Origin of the sequence: Psychrobacter sp. NPDC064578, assembly GCF_044901245.1 — a bacterium.
In the GTDB taxonomy this organism is placed as follows: domain Bacteria; phylum Pseudomonadota; class Gammaproteobacteria; order Pseudomonadales; family Moraxellaceae; genus Psychrobacter; species Psychrobacter cibarius_C.
In genome coordinates, this window is sequence record NZ_JBJDPI010000013.1 from 63,342 (window position 1) to 82,201 (window position 18,860).

The following is an 18,860-nucleotide window of genomic DNA, read 5'->3' on the forward strand; positions in this document are numbered from 1 at the left end:
AAAAGACAATTAAATCATATAAAAAAGCACCCGCTTAATCATAGGCGGGTGCTTTTTTATGATCTTTTAGATCGATAAAATCTAACCTTCAGGTTTTTCAATATCAGGTGGACCTGTCAGCAAATCTTCATCACGAAACTCATTGGCTGAATTATGCTCTGCTGACTCTTCAGTGACAAACCATTGCTGGTTGCGATACAGTATCAAACGATCTCGACTCAAGCCGCGTAATAATGAGTACATCATAACGACTATCACAATCGCAAAAGGGAAACCTGACACAATTGAAGCCGCTTGTAGTGCACTCAAGCCACCTGCTGCTAATAGTACGGCAGCGATGACACCCTCTGTACCCGCCCAAAATAGGCGCTGTATTTTAGGTGGATTGGCATCGCCACCTGAGGTCAACATATCAATGACAAAACTGGCCGAATCCGATGACGTGACAAACCAAAGCACAATCATCACTACGATAAGCAAGTTCAAAGCTGACGTAAATGGATAAGATTCCATCAGCTTAAAGATGGCACTGCCAGTATCTGCTTGGACAGCTTCTATTAAGCCAGGACTAATGAGGTTGGGATCAGCGGCTGCCATTAATTCCATATTAACGGCTGAACCACCGAAAGCGGTGAACCATAAGAACAAGATGGTGATAGGAATTAATAACACTCCTAAGATAAACTCACGAATGGTTCGACCACGAGAGATACGAGCCACGAACACACCAACGAAAGGCGACCAGCTTATCCACCATGCCCAATAGAAAATCGTCCATGATGCCTGCCAGTTTTCTTGACCATCATACGATTCTGTCCAAAGACCTAACGGCACAATTTGATGTAAATAATTGCCAATATTTTCTACAAAACTATTAAAGATAAACTGGGTCGGGCCTAAAATAATCACAAAACTGAGCAATATCACAGTAAATAATATATTGGTATCACTTAAGCGCTTAATCCCTTTATCTAGCCCCATAAATAGAGACAGACCTGCCAACATAGTGATTAAGGCAATCAAAATAATTTGCACTGTAATATTATTGGGTATGCCAAATAACGTCTCAAGACCTGAGTTAATTTGCAATACCCCAAGACCTAAAGTGGTCACTACTCCAAACATCGTACCGAATACCGCTAGTGTATCGACCGTATGACCCCAGCCACCATAGATTTTTTTGCCCAATATAGGATATAGTGTCGACCGAATAGCCAGCGGTAAGCCCACTCGGTAATGGAAATAAGCCAATGACAACGCGACCATGCCATAGAGCGCCCACACATGCAAACCATAGTGCAAGAACGAGATATTCATCGCTTGCTTGGCGGCAGCTACTGTTTCAGCTTCTCCTAACGGCGGCGCCATAAAATGATACAAGGGTTCAGCCGTACCCCAATAGAGCAGGCCAATACCGATACCCGCGGAAAATAGCATGCCAATCCAAGATACTAGATTGTATTCTGGTTTCTCATTTTGATGACCAAGCCTGATATCGCCATAACGACTAAATATCATGTAAATACTCATCACCAACGTTAAGTTGACCACTACAATAAAGAACCAGCCAAAACGCAAAGACACGAATGCTTTTGCATGACCAAACAACAGTTCTGCTTGCTCATTAAAAAGAGCACCAAAAATAATGAACACAAGAATTAATAACGCTGAAGTTAAAAACACAGGTTTACTTACCCGCGGAAAAGGGCCTAAGCGGCCAACTTTTACATGATCCATTTAGTCATCTCAATTTTTGAAGGGGCTCACCTTAACAAGATACTGCACAACTATCAAATCGAATCAGACACTTTATAACCTTGCTATTGGTCAACAAATAAAAAAATCCTAAGATAACGATGCATCTTAGGATTTCAAATCACAATTGTTATATTGTGTTTTTACGTAAAAAAAGAAGAAGCTAACTGCCTGATTCATTTAATAAAAACAGTATTAAAGCTGATATATATAATCTGCTAATCACCTTTCACGATTTTAGGCGGTCCTTTCAACAAGTGCTCATCAGCAAACTCATTGGCTGAATTATGATCTGCAGATTCTTCGGTGATAAAGTGCTGCTGAGCGCGATACAGTATCAATCGATCTCGGCTTAAGCCACGAAGTAAGGCATACATCATGACAAATATCACTAAAGCAAATGGCAGTCCAGCCACAATAGCGGCGGCTTGCAATGCGCCTAATCCGCCTGCTGCTAACAATATAGCGGCAATCAAACCTTCCATAATCGCCCAAAATAAACGTTGAATCTTAGGTGGGTTGGTATCGCCGCCCGCCGTCAACATATCAATGACGAAACTTGCTGAATCCGATGAAGTCACGAACCATAAAACAATCATAACAACGATGAGCAAGGTAATTGGTTTCGCGAATGGATAATACTCAACCAGCTTGAAAATAGCGCTACCCGTATCTGCTTGCACCGCTTCCACCAATCCTGGACTGGCCATAGCAGGATCAAGCGCAGCCAAAAGCTCCATATGAATAGCGACACCACCGAAAGTGGTGAACCAGAAAAACAAAATCAGCATTGGAATCAATAAGACACCCAATACGAACTCACGAATGGTACGACCGCGACTGATGCGAGCGATAAATACGCCGACAAACGGTGCCCAACTTACCCACCACGCCCAATAGAATATCGTCCAACCACTCTGCCAATCCGTATTACTATAAGCCTCGCCCCATGTTGATAACGGAATCATGGCAACAACATAATTACCAATGTTTTCTATAAAACTATCAAAAATAAATAAGGTTGGTCCTAAGATGACCATAAAGGCCAAGAGCACACCCGTAAAACCCATATTGATATCACTTAAGCGCTTGATACCTTTATCAAGACCAAGCATCAATGAGCCACATGCCAACGCAGTCACAAAGGCAATAATAATAAACTGTACGGTTAAAGAATTGGGTATGCCGAATAAGTTTTCAAGACCCGAATTGATCTGCATCACCCCTAGACCTAGCGACGTTACCACACCAAACATCGTGCCGAACACGGCTAGAATATCTACCGTATGACCCCAGCGACCATATATTTTCTCGCCTAATAACGGGTATAGCGTCGAGCGAATCGACAATGGCAGTCCACGGCGAAAGTGAAAGTAAGCCAGCGCCAATGCCACAATGGTATAAATCGCCCAAGCATGTAGTCCCCAATGTAAAAATGAGATACTCATGGCTTGCTTGGCGGCTTCTATTGTTTCCGCCTCACCGAGTGGTGGTGCCATAAAGTGGTACAAGGGCTCAGCCGTCCCCCAATATACCAGTCCAATACCGATACCAGCAGAGAACAACATCCCTATCCAAGAAAACAAACTGTACTGCGGTTTTTCTGTTTGTTGACCTAAACGGATGTCACCATAACGACTCGCTGCTAGATAAATACAGAATACCAGCGCAACGTTCATTAATATAACAAACATCCAGCCGAACTTATCCGTAATAAAATTCTGCAAAAAGCTAAATAGTGCACCAGCGGTTTCAGTAAAGAAAGCACCAAAGATAATAAATCCAACGATAAGTAGCGCTGAAGTAATAAACACAGGTTTACTTACCCGTGGAAAAGGGCCTAACCTGCCAACTTTTACATGATCCATTTGTTTGTTAGCCTTAGTTTTTTAGGAAGAACACCTTAACAAGATACCTCTCAACTATCAAATCTAATTAACTATTTACGTTTTTCTTATTGACAGAAATAGAGCAAAACCATTTAGCAGCCTAACCTACAATAGTGCAAACACTTGGAAAGTTGAAGAACAATGGCTACTTATGGCTACTGTGGAATCAATTGTAATAATCCACTATTATCGCCATCTTCTAATACCCAAACTTGTCCATCTACATTTAACACACTACGAATACGCTCGCCCATATCATAGCGATAGCGCTCAGTCACGTGGCTATTTTCATCAAAATCGACGACTATCAGCGCTTTAGATGATAAGCCACTAATGAGCGCATTACCTTGCCACGCTGGGAAATCATTATATTGTCTAGCGTTATAAATACTCATCGATGACGGTGATATCACTGGCGTCCAACTAATTTTAGGCGGCGTAAACTCAGGGCGCGTCTCATGGTCAGGAATATCCGTGCCTGTATAGTTACGCCCATTTGAGACGATTGGCCAGCCGTAGTTATGACCTTTTTCAATGAGATTGAACTCATCACCGCCCCGTGGTCCCATCTCATGCGCCCAAAGCCTACCTTTTTCATCGAACGCCATACCCAATACATTACGATGACCGATTGTCCAAAACTGCGCGGCAATGTCATTGCTATTATCTACAAAAGGGTTATCTGCTGGCACTGAGCCATCAAGATTTAACCTAATAATTTTGCCCAAATTGACGCTCATATCCTGTGCTGGCGTTTTTTCTTGGCGCTCGCCTGAACTGATATATAAATATTTTCCGTCAGGTAAAAAAAGCAAGCGATGACTATAATGCCCCTGCCCTTTTACTTTCGGTGTTTGCTCCCAAATGGGCGTAATATCCTGCAAACGTGGCGTGGCTGTATCCAATCCTATCAATGTCGCTTTGATAACTTTGGCACCAAATTTATTATTATCAGTGTCATTCCCTGCTTCAACGTAGCTCATATAGACATGATTAGAAGTAGCAAAATCTGGTGCAAAAACGATATCGCCAAGACCACCTTGCCCACCATAAGCCACTTTCGGTATACCACTGATGGTTGTCTTGGCACCTGTTGCCGTATCAACAATGAATAACTCGCCTGTCTTTTGAGTGACAAGTAATTCAGGGGGTTCATTATTAACGGTAGGTAATGCTGTCATTGCCCAAGGCTCATCAAACGTGGCAATTTTCTTGGTGATAAAGGCGGGTTTTTCGGTACTTGCTAGCGATTCACTAGCAGAGGCTTGTTCTTCCTTATGGTCTGTCAGGTCTTCATGGGTATTGACGGCAGTTTGGTTGGAGCAAGCAGGAGCACTAAACAGCAGTGCGCTGATCATTATCGGTAACATTAATGGCGTGCTTAGGTGCTGCATACTGATGATCGTCATTTTGTCATCTCCGTAACTGTTGATGTCTTATTCCTATTGCTTAGTTTTTAGTGCTTAGTTTATTTATAACATAGTCAAAGCACTCAAACCGTAAATAATAATAGCGCACAAAAAAACCCCTTACCTGCCTGTAGAAAAAATAGGCAAGTAAGAGGTTGGTTTTAAACCACGGTCAGTTAGGGTTAGATATTAATTCATGCTACGTTTCTCAAACACCAACTTATCATCTGCGCCGACATCGACTTTGATGATATCTCCTGCGCCAAAATCACCAGCCAATAGCTTCAATGACAATGGGTTTTCAATTTCCTGCTGGATCGCACGTTTTAGTGGGCGTGCGCCATAGACAGGATCATAACCAATCGCAACCAGTTTGTTCATCGCATCAGCTGATAACTCAATATCCATCTCACGCTCATGCAAACGCTGGCGCAAGCGATCCAACTGAATCGCAGCAATACCTGACATCTGCGACATGCCGAGCGGATGGAATACCACAATCTCGTCGATACGGTTGACAAACTCTGGGCGGAAATGCTGCCCAACTGATTCCATCACCTCAGCTTTGATGTCTTCGTAACTTTCACCGACCATCTCTTGGATTTTGTGCGAACCCAAGTTACTGGTCATAATGATGACCGTGTTTTTGAAGTCCACCACACGACCCTGTGAGTCCGTTAAGCGACCATCGTCCAATACTTGTAGCAAGATATTGAACACATCAGGGTGCGCTTTTTCAACTTCATCAAACAAAATTACACTATAAGGCTTACGGCGTACCGCTTCGGTTAATGCACCACCTTCTTCATAGCCCACATAACCTGGAGGCGCACCCACCAAACGACTGACACTGTGCTTCTCCATATACTCACTCATGTCGATACGAACAATCGCATCCTCACTATCGAATAAGAAGTTCGCTAGTGACTTGGTCAACTCAGTCTTACCGACACCCGTTGGTCCTAAGAATAAGAACGAACCTGAAGGGCGATTCGGATCAGACAAACCAGCACGGCTACGGCGTACCGCATTGGCGACCGCTTCGACGGCTTCATCTTGACCGATGACGCGTTCATGGAGCTTTTCTTCCATCGCTATCATCTTGTCACGCTCGCCTTGCATCATTTTACTCACAGGAATACCTGTTGCTGCCGCTACGACTTCGGCAATTTCATTATCCGTGACTTTATTACGTAGTAGTTTTACACCACTACCTTCGCCTGTCTGCTCTTTTTGTTCTGCCAAGTCAGACTCAGTAATGCGACGCTCTAGCTGCGGAATCGTTTCATACTGCAGCTTACTCATGGTCTCGTAATCCCCTTCACGACTGGCTTTGTCATAGGCGATACGCGCTTTATCCAGCTCGTCTTTTAGCTGCTGACTGCCTTTGACCAAGGCTTTTTCTGCTTGCCAAATCTCATTAAGGTCAGCGTACTCTTTTTCTAGCTCTTCAATTTGTGCATCAAGCACTTTACGCTCTGCTTGCGCACCAGCGTCTTCTTCATTTTTGAGCACTTCGCGCTGCATTTTCAACTGAATCAAGCGACTATCAAGCTTACCTAAGGCTTCAGGCTTGCTGTCCATCTCCATACGTAAACGACTTGCCGCTTCATCAATTAAGTCAATCGCTTTATCTGGCAGCTTGCGATCGGTAATATAACGATGGCTCATCCGCGCAGCAGCAATAATCGCGCTGTCTTGGATATCAACACCGTGGTGCAGCTCATAACGCTCTTTTAGACCACGTAAAATCGCAATGGTGTCTTCGACCGTTGGCTCATCGACCAGTACCTTTTGAAAACGACGCTCAAGCGCCGCATCTTTTTCGATGTACTGGCGATACTCATCGAGAGTTGTCGCACCGACACAGTGTAGCTCACCACGCGCAAGCGCAGGTTTTAGCATATTACCGGCATCCATCGCGCCATCGGCTTTACCAGCACCTACTAAAGTATGCAACTCATCGATAAATAAGATGACATTGCCTTCTTGCTTTGATAAATCGCTGAGTACCGCTTTGAGTCGCTCTTCAAACTCACCACGGAATTTTGCACCCGCAATCAATGAGCCCAAATCTAACGACAACACCTCTTTGCGGCGTAGTCCTTCTGGCACGTCACCATTGATGATTTTTTGTGCCAAACCTTCAATGATAGCCGTTTTACCAACACCTGGCTCACCAATCAGTACTGGGTTATTTTTGGTACGACGTGACAGTACTTGAATGGTACGACGAATCTCTTCATCGCGACCAATCACAGGGTCAAGCTTACCAAGTTCCGCCTGCTCAGTTAAGTTAATCGTATATTTATTCAGCGCATCACGCTGATCTTCAGCGTTTTGGTTATTCACCGTATCATCACCTCGCAATTGCTCAATGACTGTTTTTAATTTACTCGCTGTTACGCCCGCACTCTCAAATATCTTTTTGGTTTCACCTTGCTCAGCGAGCGCCAACATCACCCATTCAGTGGCGATAAAATCATCGCCTTCTTTTTGTGCTTGGCGGTCTGCCAAGTTCAAAATTTTAACCGAATTTGGGTTTAAATTCACATCACCTGTTGGCTCACTAATCGTTGCTTGATTGTCGAGCGCCTTTGCCACACCATTCTTTAGCGCAGGGATAGACGCGCCTGCTTGTTGGCAGATAGATAAATTAGACTCATCCTGTAGCAATACTGCAAGCAGATGCACAGGATCAATGCCCGTGTGGTCGCGACCTAACGCTAGGCTCTGTGCTTCTTGAATGGCGGATTGCAGTTTTTGCGTAAACTTCTCAAATCTCATGTTTATATCCTTTTATAATTAGTATTTTCAGTGAGCCTTCTAAGGATTATCTTAGTCTAGTGCCCACTGTTATCTGTCACTTATATAAGGTATATATACACCTATTTCAAGACAATTACCAAATAAAACCTTACTTAAAGCAATGATATTGATTATTAATAATATTTAAACGGGTTATTAATACCAGTTAAATATAGTTAGTAGGCAGGAAACGCCATTTTATTGATGTAAATTAAAGAGAAATTTACGTTGAATACGGTAATAAGCAATGCACTTATTGAGCATAGACCCAATCATAATCCGACTATGCTACTCCACAATTTCGATAGGAGTACCAAGTATCACCGATGCCATAATCTCATCCATCTCATCATTGGTAACCGCGATACAACCATCGGTCCAATCTCGCCTTTGATTCAACCAGCCCAAATGTCCAAAGCCATTCATTTGCCCATGAATCATGATATCGCCACCCGGATTGACCCCTAATGAATTCGCTCGTGCCTTGTCTTTATCATTTGGATAGCTAATATGGATAGAACGATGCGCAATAGATTTCTCATTTTTATAATCTAAGGTATAAATTCCAACGGGCGTACGCTGATCGCCTTCTTGTTGCTTATGTCCCGATGGACTACCCCCTAGCGCAATACGATACGACCTAACGGCTTTACCACCGCTCATCAATGTTAAGATACGATCTGATTTGTCGACGAAGACTCGATCAATGACTGCCGACGCAGGAATGGGGTTTTTGGATGTTGAGGAGTTTTTGGCATAAGCAATAGCACTGGTGCTTACAATAGCAGCAAAACTAATGCCCATAAGCAACCAATACGTGCGCTGCTCATTTGAGTGGTGAAATTTATTATAAAAAAATGACATAGGCTTTGATCCTCATAATTAATTTTTCGTCATTAATCATATGTATCAAAACACTATGCCAGATTCTGTAGATACGTTTTATGCAAAAGTAATGAATCAATCGCTATGCTGTTACACCATGCGAATCGCACCATCTAAGCGGATCACCTCGCCATTTAGATAGGCATTGTCAATGATATGAGTCACCAATTTGGCAAACTCATTGGGTGCGCCCAAACGCTTGGGATAAGGCACGCCTGCTTCTAGCTGCTCGCGGGCTTTTTCTGGAATAGACTCCATCATCGGCGTAGCAAAAACCCCTGGTGCGATAGTCATAACGCGTATACCATGACGTGCCAGCTCGCGAGCAAGCGGCAAGGTTAGACCAACTACGCCTGCCTTGGACGATGAATAGCTGGCTTGACCTACTTGACCATCAAAGGCTGCAATAGAGGCTGTATTAATAATAATACCTTGATCTACATTCTTTTCTATATGGTCGCCTGCATTGCTATCACTAGCTATGCGCTTTGCAATGCTAGCAGCGACCAAACGGGCGACATTGAATGAACCAACCAGATTGACATTGACCCCGCGGCTAAATGACTCAAGGTCTGCCGGATTGTTATCACGATCCAGTAACTTTTGTACCACTACGATACCAGCACAGTTGATTGAACCTTGTAGGCCGCCGAAAGCTGACTCTGCCATCTCAACCGCTGATTGTACTTCATGACCGTTAGTGATATCACAGCGTACAAAGCGCGCACTATCACCTAGCTCAGCGACCAGTGCTTGCCCTGCTGATTCGTTTAGATCAGCAATGACGACGTTACCGCCTTGACCGACAATCGCCCGAACCACTGACTCGCCCAAACCTGATGCGCCGCCTGTGACCAAAAAGCTATTCTGTTTAATTTGCATGTTTATTCCTTTAAATCTTCATTTCTTATTAGCTGTTTTCTATGAATTATCTATAAACGCTCTATTGGGTAGTTACGCGGCAGATAAACTACGTAGCAAAAAGCGTTGAATCTTGCCACTTGGTGTTTTTGGTAATTCGGTCACAAACTCGACCTCACGTGGATAGGCATGAGTGGATAGACGTTTGCGCACCAGCTCTTGGATTTCTTTGGCGATTTGCTCGCTACCTTCGATACCTTCTTTTAACACCACGTAAGATTTGATCGTATGTCCACGCACTTCGTCTGGCACGCCCACAGCCGCAGACTCTGCCACTGCGTCATGCTCTAAGACGGTGTTTTCGACATCAGTAGGCCCCACGCGGTAACCTGCCGTAATGATAATGTCATCATCACGCCCTGAGAACCAATAACTGCCATCACTATGACGCTCCACCACATCACCTGTCAGATAGTAGTCATCTACAAAGGCTTGTTTTTCTTTCCAGCTATAACCACGGAAATAAAACGCAGGTGACTGACTGACGACGACTGCTAGCTGACCCTGTTCACCATCTGGCAGTACATTCATATCATCATCTAGTACCACTAGCGTATGACCTGGTAGCGCCATACCCATTGAGCCAACTGGAGATTCGTGTTTCAGCGCATGGTGCGCACAGCAAGTCATGCCGGTTTCTGTTTGACCGTACTGATCTTTTACTTGGCAGTTTAGATAGGTCTCAACCCAATTAACGACTTCGGTGTTTAGCGTCTCCCCTGCCGAGTTGGCACAGCGTAAAGACAGCTTGGCATTGGTATCAAGGTCAACGTCATTGTTGTCTTTATTATCAAATACGCCGCTAGATTTCATCATTCGAAATGCAGTTGGTGAAGAGGCCAAGTTGGTAATTTTGTGACGCACCATAAACTCACGGGTATTAGTCGCGTCAAATCCTGCTTCATTAAAATAAGTGGTGATGCCCAGTAGCAGAGGCCCTGTAATGGCATAGTACAAGCCATATGCCCAGCCTGGATCTGCCATGTTCCAATATTGATCATCTTCGCGTAGATCGATGGCATAACGCATATATAGGTAAAAAGCAGGTAATGCGGCCAATGGAACGCTGACGCCTTTTGATTTACCAACCGTACCAGAGGTAAACATTTGCAAAAATGGCGCATCCGTATCGAGGATCACGGGTTCGATCGTTTGCGACTGTGCTGCCATAGACTGGCTATAATGATCGTCACCCCATATCTGGGCATCTTCCACACTGCCGACCAACACCATTTTGGTTTGCTCAGCCAAGTCTTCAAACTTGCTGCGATTTTCTAAGTTAGTAAAAATGACTTTGGTATCGGCTTTATCCATCCGATACTTGATTGAATCATAGCCAAAAGCGGTAAATAGCGGCTGATATACGGCTCCGATACGCCATGTTGCCAATACAACGGTTAGCAGCTCAGGCGTGCGTGGTAGCATGGTCGCTACCTTATCGCCCGCTTTTACACCATACGACTGTAGCAAGTTAGCGATTTGAGCACTCGCTTTGTCAAGCTCACCAAAAGTCATGCGCGTTATATTGCCTGCCGTGTCTTCATGTACTAACGCAGCATTTTCAGCGCGGCCATCGCGTACATGGCGACCACAGCAAGCCATATAAGCATTTAGTCGATCATCCACCTGCTTGCCAAAGATTTCTGACAGCAATGTATCCATATCAAAATTATTATAGTAATCGGTATAATTTTTTGGTGCGACGGTAGTGTCTGTATCTGTATTCGTCAGAGTTTGAGAGGCGGTGTTCATAAGCTAATCCTTTAGCAATAGCAGGTCACTGGTAAAATGGTATTTATGATTGCAAAACGGTCACATCCTATAGACCGTTTCATAGGTTCGTATTTATTATGCTCTATTAGTAACGCATTTTTACGTTTATTTCAATACATAACGTATCATTTTTATTTTATAGAAATAGAGGTAATCTATAACTAATTATCATTAATTCGCTATAAGTCCGCGAAGACACCTACAATCAATAGCCAAAGTACTGCCACATATTTTCAATTTTCTATTAGAGAATTAATACCTCAATATTATTATCTAAGACCTCACACCTAAACATCAGCTCTTAAAAACCCTAACAATGCTTTTTCTTCACAGCTTTGGTATTTTTTGGTTCGTCCGCGGCGTGCTCGTTTGTAAGTTTCAAAAAACTGCCCTGCCAAAAAATGCTCAATGATAATGGGATGAATATAAGAGGCACGGCATACGGTTGGTGTGTTGCCTAGCTCTGCTGCCACGCTTTTTACCATATCAGTGACTAATTGCTGTCGCTCAGCGCTTTCTGGCGCACTGGCTAATATGTTAGCGCCTGCAGTCGTTTGTAGTTCGTCATAAAGGTAGCTTGCTGCGAGCACGCTTGCCATCCATGTACGAAAATCCTTTGCACTGTACAGCTTGCTTTCGCAGTCCATGCCGCACGTATGCATCCGTAAGTAGTCATTGATATCACTACTATCAACGACTTGCTTATGCCCATTATCATCTAGATATTTGAATATCTGATAGCCTGGCAGCTCAGAACAGGCCTGCACGATGTCAATCAATCGCTCATCTTGCAGCTCAATGTGGTGTTCTTTTGCGCTTTTTCCGACGAAATCAAACGCCAGTCCATTGTCGGTTTCACTAACATGCTTGCTGCGTAGCGTACTCAGACCATAGCTTTTATTTTGCTTGGCGTAGCGGCTATTACCAATACGAATCAAAGTGGTCTCTAGCAATTTAACGACGGCAGCGAGTACGTTGGTGCGCGATAATGACTCTGCTTCCAAATCTATCTCCACCTGCGCGCGTAGATTGGGCAGCGCCTCTGCAAATCCTATCATCGCATCAAACTTTGCTTGGTCACGGATGTTGTTCCATGACGGATGATACAGATACTGTTTGCGCGATTTTTCGTCTCGCCCTGTTGATTGCAGATGGCCTCGTTCGTCTTGGCATATCCACACCTCTGACCACATGGGCGGTATCACCAATGCATCAAAACGCTGACGCAATGCTTTGTCTTTGACCGTGTTGCCTGTTGCATCACGATAAGTAAAGCCGCGACCCCAACGTCTACGCTCGTAGCCTGGTTCATTGTCACTCACATAACGCAAATTAGCGCGGCGTGCGAGATGCTCGTAATCATGACGCACATCTTTGGTCATTGTCTGCTGGCTAGTCTGTAATTTTGCCTTTGTCATAAACCTGTATACCTTTGAGAATTCATGGTTTTAGCATAATTAATGACGGTAGTTTTTGCTGTTTATTTGGCACAGACAAAGTGTAATGCTGTGTAAAAGTAAGCGAATGGCAGGGTTCTCAACCATTGAATTTTAGGTCATAATTTAATGGCTATCAAAACTTAAGTTGAGTAAAGCACAATGAAAAACACTTCTATCACAATAGCACCACTCTCTAAAGCCGACTATGACTTTTGGTTGATATTGTGGCAAGACTATCTAACATTTTATGAGACCAGTTTGCCAATGAGCACGATTGATACAACATGGCGCAACTTGCTAGATAGCAATGTAGCTATTTATGGATTTGGGGCGTGGAAGGATGATATTTTGGTAGGTTTTACTCATGTAGTAATACATTTAACGACTTGGAGTAGTACGGCATGTTGTTATCTACAAGATCTCTATGTCAATGAGTCTGTACGTGGAAAGGGTATCGGACGGGTATTAATTGAAGCGGTATACAACTTTGCTGATGAAAAAGGCTGTAATCACGTTTATTGGAAAACTCAAGAAAGTAATGCTGATGCACGCCAACTGTATGACAAAGTCGCAAGCTTAACGGACATGGTGCAGTACCGTAAAAACTTATAGTTTTTTATAGTTCAGAAATAAAAAACGCCAAGCATAAAATACTTGGCGTTTTTCGTTTTGATACTGCCATAACTTAGAAGTCGTTATTTACCATATACACATAGATAAGCGGTTTCGACGTCTACTTTTACTTGGAACTTTTGATTGGCTTCAACCGTGAATTGCTCGCTAGCGTTAAACGTTTGCCACTCATCACTCTCTGGCAGCTTAACAGTCAATGCACCGCTCACCACACTCATGGTTTCGAATTCACTAGTGCCAAACTCATACTCACCAATTTCCATGACACCGACAGTCGCAGGCTTGGTAGCCGTTTGAAAGGCAATAGAAGTCACTTTATCATCAAAATAATTATTAACGCTTGGCATAATTTTCCTTAATTAAATATTGGTTACTATTTTAAAACGGCTGCTTGTTTAAAACATCCTTTTACAGTCCTGCTTTTAGACTCGCCTCGATAAACTGATCGAGGTCACCATCTAGCACCGCACCAGTGTTAAAGGTTTCAACACCCGTACGCAAGTCTTTAATACGTGAGTCATCGAGCACGTACGAGCGAATTTGACTGCCCCAGCCGACATCAGACTTACCGTCTTCAACCGCTTGCTGTGATTCCATCCGTTTTTGCATTTCAAGCTCATAAAGCTTAGCACGCAGCAACTTCATCGCCGTCGCTTTGTTCCCATGCTGGCTACGCTCGTTCTGACAAGTGACCACCACGCCACTTGGCTCGTGGGTGATACGTACCGCAGAATCGGTCGTGTTCACATGCTGACCACCTGCGCCAGATGAACGATAAGTATCAATACGCAAATCTGCTGGATTGATATCAATCTCGATATTATCATCAATTTCAGGCGACACAAAAACGGCAGCAAACGAGGTATGACGACCGTTATTGCTATCAAATGGCGATTTACGGACTAAGCGATGCACGCCGATTTCGGTACGTAACCAACCAAAAGCGTAATCCCCTTTAATCTCAATCGTTGCTGATTTAATACCAGCCACGCTACCAGAAGATACCTCAATGACCTCAACTTTGAAGCCATGCGATTCCGCCCAGCGGGTATACATACGCAACAGCATCTCCGCCCAATCTTGCGCTTCGGTGCCGCCACTACCCGACTGGATATCTAAGTAGCAGTTATTAGGATCCATCTCGCCACTAAACATGCGACGGAATTCTAAATCCGCAACGCGTTTCTCCGCATTGTCGAGCTCTGCTTGCACATCCGCCAGCAAGGATTCATCCTCTGCTTCTACCGCCAGCTCCAGCATGGCAGACGCATCTTCCAATGTACTCTCAAGCGACACCACAACATCGATGACGCCATCAAGCTGGCTTTTTTCTTTATTAATCTTAGTCGCACGCTCTGGATCATTCCATAGCTCGGGGTTTTCTAACTCTAAATTGACTTCTTCTAAGCGTTCTTGCTTACCATCGAAGTCAAAGATACCTCCGCAAGTCCTGCCCACGCTCTGATAAATCTTTGATTCGTTCTTGATACGGATTGATTTCCATAAAGTTTCCTGTCTTTTTAAATAAATATCTCACTGATATGGCGCTATTTTAAATGAGATTGACGATAAATAGTTGGCTAATTATGACTGGCTTTATATTAAATAACGTTAAACCGCCTAAATCGACCAATCCTCTACTGCCCAGCGATGCGACAATGCATGAGCATGTAGCGCATCGTCGGGTGACACACAAATAGCCACATCCGCCCACTCAAGCAATGGAATGTCATTTTTGGAATCTGAATAAGCATAAGTTTTATCAAAAGTCGTGCCTGCTGATTGCTGCTTCTCTAGCCATTTATTCAGATGGTAAATCTTACCCTCTTTAAAGTTTGGTTTATCAGTAAGTTTGCCCGTATAGCGCTCATTTTTTATCTCAAGCGGCGTTGATAGCACATTGGCACCTTCGATACCAAAACGCTTGGCAATGGCGGATACCACAAAATCATTGGTGGCAGAAATAATCACCACCTCATGACCTTTTTCAACATGCTGACAAAGTACTTCCATCGCTTTTGGGCGTATGTGCGGCTCAATTTCACTTTTAATATAGTCTTCTCGTAGCTCATGCAATCTATCCATCGGCAAGCTACTTAAAAACTGCGCCACAAATTCATTATATTCCGTCGCATCAAGCGTACCTTTGATATAGTCTTGGTAAAACTTTTGATTGGCCGTGCGGTATTGCGCTTCATCGACGAGGTCGTGTTTGACGATATACTCGCCCCATAAATAGTCGCTATCGACGTCGAGCAAAGTATGGTCTAAATCAAAAAGTGCCAGCTCTTTTGGAGAAAGTTGTGCTTGTGTTGCCTGCATAATGAGACCTTATTATTGTTTGTTGAAGGACAGAAATACAACTGGTTTTTAATAACTTCCGCTTTGGAGATAGATAATGATATGAAAAAATTTCTCAATAATTTTTAGTGAATGCTACTGTTTACCAAACAAAATTATGGTAAATTTATTTATATAACTTGTGGTTAGGCTGTGTCCTCAATCTGAACGAAAGTGCCTAAATGGTGCTAAAAATGGTGATACGCCCTAGTATCTGTTTTGCTTACTTCATCATAAAAATAGAGAATCGCATGGAAACGCCTGATGTCAAAAATGTTTTGCCAAGTAAAACGCGTCGCCCTGCCCGTTCGATCAAAGAAATCAGACAACGTCAGTTGGGTAAAAGCTATCAATCACCTTTCGACCGTATACTGTATGCGCTCTTAAATGGTGTGATGTACGGCGTTGGCGGTTTACTGATCGATCTTGCCATTGTTGTCATTCGCTCAATAGCTGGTATAGGTAATGGCGACGTTTTTTGGTTATTCACCCCATTTATGTTGGTCGTAGGCGCAATCATGGGTTTTATCGTTGGTAAAAATGCTGGCGCTGAAAGCGTCAATGCGCTCAACATCAACGAAACAACCAATCATAACGCTTACCTTAATGACTACTCTATACGCCACGATATTTTTCGCGGACTGATTATTGGTATTATCATTTTTGCCATCATTTGGCTGGTCATGATGCTGATGGTATAAAGCTTCTCTATGTAAAAAACGTTTGCCTGATTTATATAAAAAAATAGATCAATATCAAACAATTCAAGGATTCTTTATAAATTTCTGCTTAATCAGGCATGGCCACTTCTGTTAAGCCCGTTTTAAATTTTTGACAACGCTCCGCATAATGCATCGCTGATAATTTCAACATCGCTGCTTGCTCGTCCGTTAAGGTTTTGACCACCTTTGCAGGGGCACCCATGACGAGTGAATTGTCCGGAATAACTTTGCCTTCAGTGACCAATGCCTTAGCACCAATAATGCAATTTTTACCAATTTTGGCATTATTCAATACCACTGCCCCAATACCAATTAAGCTATTGTCACCGACTTCGCAGCCGTGCAGCATCGCTAAATGACCAATGGTGACATAGTTGCCGATTTTGACCTCAATACCTGCATCAGTATGAATGACGCTGTTTTCTTGCACATTACTATAATCGCCGATATGAATGCGCTCATTATCACCGCGAATCACTGCCCCAAACCACACGTTAGCTTGATGACCCAAATAGACATCACCTATCACTCGTGCTGAGTCTGCGACCCAACCATTAAAAGGTACCGCGAATTCGGGCACCTTGTTTAAATATTGATAAATCATAACGGCTCCTTGTTATATATAGTAATGAAATAGGTCAGTCATGAAAATTAGTCATGAAAGCGAATCATAAAGACCAGATATCTCGATTTGCTGTCCATTGTGGCAAAGCCAAAAGGGAAAATCCAGCGCTATTAACGGCCAATAATTAAAGGCATACTTTTCAATCTAAAAATCGGCTGGCTATCTGCGGGCATATTGTATATAATGCGCAAAATCTGTGCCTAAGCGAGCGGACATGATGCAAGTTACCTATTCACTATCTAGTGGGTTTTGTAGTTTCCATCAATAATGTCTTCTCGCTTTTTTGTGGGAAAATTTTGGGTTTAGGTGTTTTTTAGTATCCATTAATAGCAATTTTTGCGATACAAAAAGCCGCGTTCAATCCAAAATTTCATCATGAAAATCATGGCACTCACTAATAACAGCGGAGGCAAACCTTGAATTCATCGGCAGAAATACAAGCAATTTTGGCATTAGCAGACGGTACGATTTTTCGCGGTGTGAGTATCGGCAGTCTCGGTCATCGTGTCGGTGAGGTGGTGTTTAATACAGCCATGACAGGGTACCAAGAAATCCTAACCGACCCAAGTTATGCGCGCCAGCTGGTCACGCTAACCTATCCGCACATCGGCAATACTGGTACCAATAGCGAGGACACTGAGTCTGGCAATGGTCATCAAGTATGGGCCGACGGTCTTATCATCCGTGATGCAACGATGGTCACCTCAAACTTCCGTAATTCAGAATCATTAAGCGACTATTTATCACGTAACGATACCATTGCAATCGCTGAAATTGATACGCGCCAATTGACCCGTCTATTACGTGATAAAGGCGCACAAAATGGCTGTATTATGACCGCATCCAACGGCGAGACCATCAGCGCTGCTGACGAGCAACAAGCCATCAAATTGGCACAAGAGTTTGCTGGTATCGAAGGCATGGACTTGGCAAAAGAATGCTGCACGAAAGAGCGCTTCGAATGGACAGCAGGTACGTGGGATTTATCAGATACCCTACTTAACCGTGATGCCATTGGCAGTCATGATAGCGGTACAGGCGGATTTTTCAAGCAACTAGGCACGCATATCGAAGCAAAATACAATGTCGTCGCTTATGACTTTGGTAGCAAAACCAATATCCTGCGTATGCTAGTCGACCGCGGCTGTCATGTAACCGTCGTTCCTGCACAAACACCTATCGCAGATGTGCTGGCGATGAACCCAGATGGTATCTTTTTATCAAACGGTCCTGGCGACCCTGCAGCCTGCGACTATGCTATCGATGCCGTACGTCATATTATTGAAAAAACTGATGTGCCAACCTTTGGCATCTGCTTAGGTCATCAGTTGATTGGTCTAGCTAGCGGCGCAAACACCATTAAAATGAAAACCGGTCATCACGGCGCCAACCATCCAGTTCAAGACTTAGCAGCTGGCACGGTTATGATTACCAGTCAGAACCATGGTTTTGCGGTTGATGAAGACACGCTGCCTGATAACGTTAAATCTACCCATCGCTCATTATTCGATGGTACCAACCAAGGTATCGAGCTGACCAATAAGCCTGTCTTTAGCTTCCAAGGTCATCCAGAAGCCAGCCCAGGTCCGCATGATTGTGCGCCACTGTTTGATAAGTTTGCAGATATGATGGCAGCGGCTAAAGCTTAAGCAGTTAATCAG

General features: G+C 43.6%; 15 protein-coding genes. 3 read left to right on the plus strand and 12 right to left on the minus strand.

Annotation, left to right across the window (positions count from 1 at the left end; translation table 11 throughout):
- Nucleotides 1-81 precede the first annotated feature (81 nt).
- From ACI2JM_RS13495 to ACI2JM_RS13530, 8 genes are all read right to left on the minus strand, one after another.
- Entirely contained in the window at nt 82-1,737 is a 1,656-nt protein-coding gene (locus ACI2JM_RS13495; RefSeq protein WP_060491392.1) for a BCCT family transporter, read from the minus strand.
- A 236-nt stretch (nt 1,738-1,973) separates the two neighbouring features.
- Nucleotides 1,974-3,623, minus strand: coding sequence for a BCCT family transporter (locus ACI2JM_RS13500; RefSeq protein WP_201604600.1), 1,650 nt, complete (start codon nt 3,621-3,623; stop codon nt 1,974-1,976).
- Nucleotides 3,624-3,799: 176 nt separating this feature from the next.
- Nucleotides 3,800-5,053 carry a PQQ-dependent sugar dehydrogenase gene (locus tag ACI2JM_RS13505; protein WP_404644857.1) on the minus strand — a complete coding sequence of 418 codons (1,254 nt, stop codon included), beginning with the start codon at nt 5,051-5,053 and terminating at the stop codon, nt 3,800-3,802.
- 189 nt (nt 5,054-5,242) lie between these two features.
- Nucleotides 5,243-7,840, minus strand: a complete 2,598-nt coding sequence (gene clpB, locus ACI2JM_RS13510; RefSeq protein WP_045445524.1) for an ATP-dependent chaperone ClpB — start codon at nt 7,838-7,840, stop codon at nt 5,243-5,245.
- 309 nt (nt 7,841-8,149) lie between these two features.
- A complete protein-coding gene (locus ACI2JM_RS13515; RefSeq protein WP_404644860.1) occupies nt 8,150-8,725 on the minus strand; it encodes a murein L,D-transpeptidase family protein in 576 nt (191 codons plus the stop codon).
- A 111-nt stretch (nt 8,726-8,836) separates the two neighbouring features.
- The gene (locus tag ACI2JM_RS13520; protein ID WP_404644862.1) at nt 8,837-9,628 is read right to left on the minus strand and encodes an SDR family NAD(P)-dependent oxidoreductase; all 792 of its coding nucleotides are present in this window, start codon (nt 9,626-9,628) and stop codon (nt 8,837-8,839) included.
- 72 nt (nt 9,629-9,700) lie between these two features.
- Nucleotides 9,701-11,419 (minus strand): AMP-binding protein, encoded by a 1,719-nt coding sequence (locus ACI2JM_RS13525; RefSeq protein WP_404644864.1) that lies wholly within the window; start codon nt 11,417-11,419, stop codon nt 9,701-9,703.
- 308 nt (nt 11,420-11,727) lie between these two features.
- Nucleotides 11,728-12,858, minus strand: a complete 1,131-nt coding sequence (locus tag ACI2JM_RS13530) for a DNA topoisomerase IB (RefSeq protein WP_404644866.1) — start codon at nt 12,856-12,858, stop codon at nt 11,728-11,730.
- A 180-nt stretch (nt 12,859-13,038) separates the two neighbouring features.
- On the opposite strand from ACI2JM_RS13530, the gene ACI2JM_RS13535 reads away from it, so the two are divergent.
- Complete coding sequence (locus ACI2JM_RS13535) at nt 13,039-13,491, plus strand: GNAT family N-acetyltransferase (protein ID WP_404644868.1); 453 nt, start codon at nt 13,039-13,041, stop codon at nt 13,489-13,491.
- 83 nt (nt 13,492-13,574) lie between these two features.
- On the opposite strand, the gene ACI2JM_RS13540 is transcribed toward ACI2JM_RS13535, so the two are convergent.
- The 3 genes from ACI2JM_RS13540 to ACI2JM_RS13550 all read right to left on the minus strand — a co-directional run bounded on the left by ACI2JM_RS13540 (nt 13,575) and on the right by ACI2JM_RS13550 (nt 15,834).
- Nucleotides 13,575-13,859, minus strand: coding sequence for a pyrimidine/purine nucleoside phosphorylase (locus ACI2JM_RS13540; protein WP_397477213.1), 285 nt, complete (start codon nt 13,857-13,859; stop codon nt 13,575-13,577).
- A gap of 61 nt (nt 13,860-13,920) precedes the next feature.
- A protein-coding gene (gene prfB / locus ACI2JM_RS13545; protein WP_157292386.1) for a peptide chain release factor 2 occupies nt 13,921-15,016 on the minus strand; the annotation gives its coding sequence in 2 pieces (ribosomal slippage) (nt 13,921-14,943 and nt 14,945-15,016; 1,095 coding nt in all).
- 116 nt (nt 15,017-15,132) lie between these two features.
- Nucleotides 15,133-15,834, minus strand: coding sequence for an HAD family hydrolase (locus ACI2JM_RS13550; RefSeq protein ID WP_404644870.1), 702 nt, complete (start codon nt 15,832-15,834; stop codon nt 15,133-15,135).
- Nucleotides 15,835-16,046: 212 nt separating this feature from the next.
- Here ACI2JM_RS13550 and ACI2JM_RS13555 point away from each other — a divergent pair, with 212 nt between their 5' ends.
- Nucleotides 16,047-16,553: a hypothetical protein gene (locus ACI2JM_RS13555; RefSeq protein WP_404644872.1), complete on the plus strand. Its 507-nt coding sequence runs from the start codon at nt 16,047-16,049 to the stop codon at nt 16,551-16,553.
- 88 nt (nt 16,554-16,641) lie between these two features.
- On the opposite strand, the gene ACI2JM_RS13560 is transcribed toward ACI2JM_RS13555, so the two are convergent.
- The gene (locus tag ACI2JM_RS13560; protein WP_045451421.1) at nt 16,642-17,178 is read right to left on the minus strand and encodes a gamma carbonic anhydrase family protein; all 537 of its coding nucleotides are present in this window, start codon (nt 17,176-17,178) and stop codon (nt 16,642-16,644) included.
- Nucleotides 17,179-17,615: 437 nt separating this feature from the next.
- On the opposite strand from ACI2JM_RS13560, the gene carA reads away from it, so the two are divergent.
- The gene (gene carA / locus ACI2JM_RS13565; protein WP_404644874.1) at nt 17,616-18,848 is read left to right on the plus strand and encodes a glutamine-hydrolyzing carbamoyl-phosphate synthase small subunit; all 1,233 of its coding nucleotides are present in this window, start codon (nt 17,616-17,618) and stop codon (nt 18,846-18,848) included.
- Nucleotides 18,849-18,860 lie beyond the last annotated feature (12 nt).

Bases quoted from the DNA above. Each gene is read 5' to 3' on its own strand.
- ACI2JM_RS13495 (WP_060491392.1), bottom strand. From the start codon at position 1,737: ATGGATCATGTAAAAGTTGGCCGCTTAGGCCCTTTTCCGCGGGTAAGT.
- ACI2JM_RS13500 (WP_201604600.1), bottom strand. From the start codon at position 3,623: ATGGATCATGTAAAAGTTGGCAGGTTAGGCCCTTTTCCACGGGTAAGT.
- ACI2JM_RS13505 (WP_404644857.1), bottom strand. From the start codon at position 5,053: ATGACGATCATCAGTATGCAGCACCTAAGCACGCCATTAATGTTACCG.
- clpB (WP_045445524.1), bottom strand. From the start codon at position 7,840: ATGAGATTTGAGAAGTTTACGCAAAAACTGCAATCCGCCATTCAAGAA.
- ACI2JM_RS13515 (WP_404644860.1), bottom strand. From the start codon at position 8,725: ATGTCATTTTTTTATAATAAATTTCACCACTCAAATGAGCAGCGCACG.
- ACI2JM_RS13520 (WP_404644862.1), bottom strand. From the start codon at position 9,628: ATGCAAATTAAACAGAATAGCTTTTTGGTCACAGGCGGCGCATCAGGT.
- ACI2JM_RS13525 (WP_404644864.1), bottom strand. From the start codon at position 11,419: ATGAACACCGCCTCTCAAACTCTGACGAATACAGATACAGACACTACC.
- ACI2JM_RS13530 (WP_404644866.1), bottom strand. From the start codon at position 12,858: ATGACAAAGGCAAAATTACAGACTAGCCAGCAGACAATGACCAAAGAT.
- ACI2JM_RS13535 (WP_404644868.1), top strand. From the start codon at position 13,039: ATGAAAAACACTTCTATCACAATAGCACCACTCTCTAAAGCCGACTAT.
- ACI2JM_RS13540 (WP_397477213.1), bottom strand. From the start codon at position 13,859: ATGCCAAGCGTTAATAATTATTTTGATGATAAAGTGACTTCTATTGCC.
- ACI2JM_RS13550 (WP_404644870.1), bottom strand. From the start codon at position 15,834: ATGCAGGCAACACAAGCACAACTTTCTCCAAAAGAGCTGGCACTTTTT.
- ACI2JM_RS13555 (WP_404644872.1), top strand. From the start codon at position 16,047: ATGGTGATACGCCCTAGTATCTGTTTTGCTTACTTCATCATAAAAATA.
- ACI2JM_RS13560 (WP_045451421.1), bottom strand. From the start codon at position 17,178: ATGATTTATCAATATTTAAACAAGGTGCCCGAATTCGCGGTACCTTTT.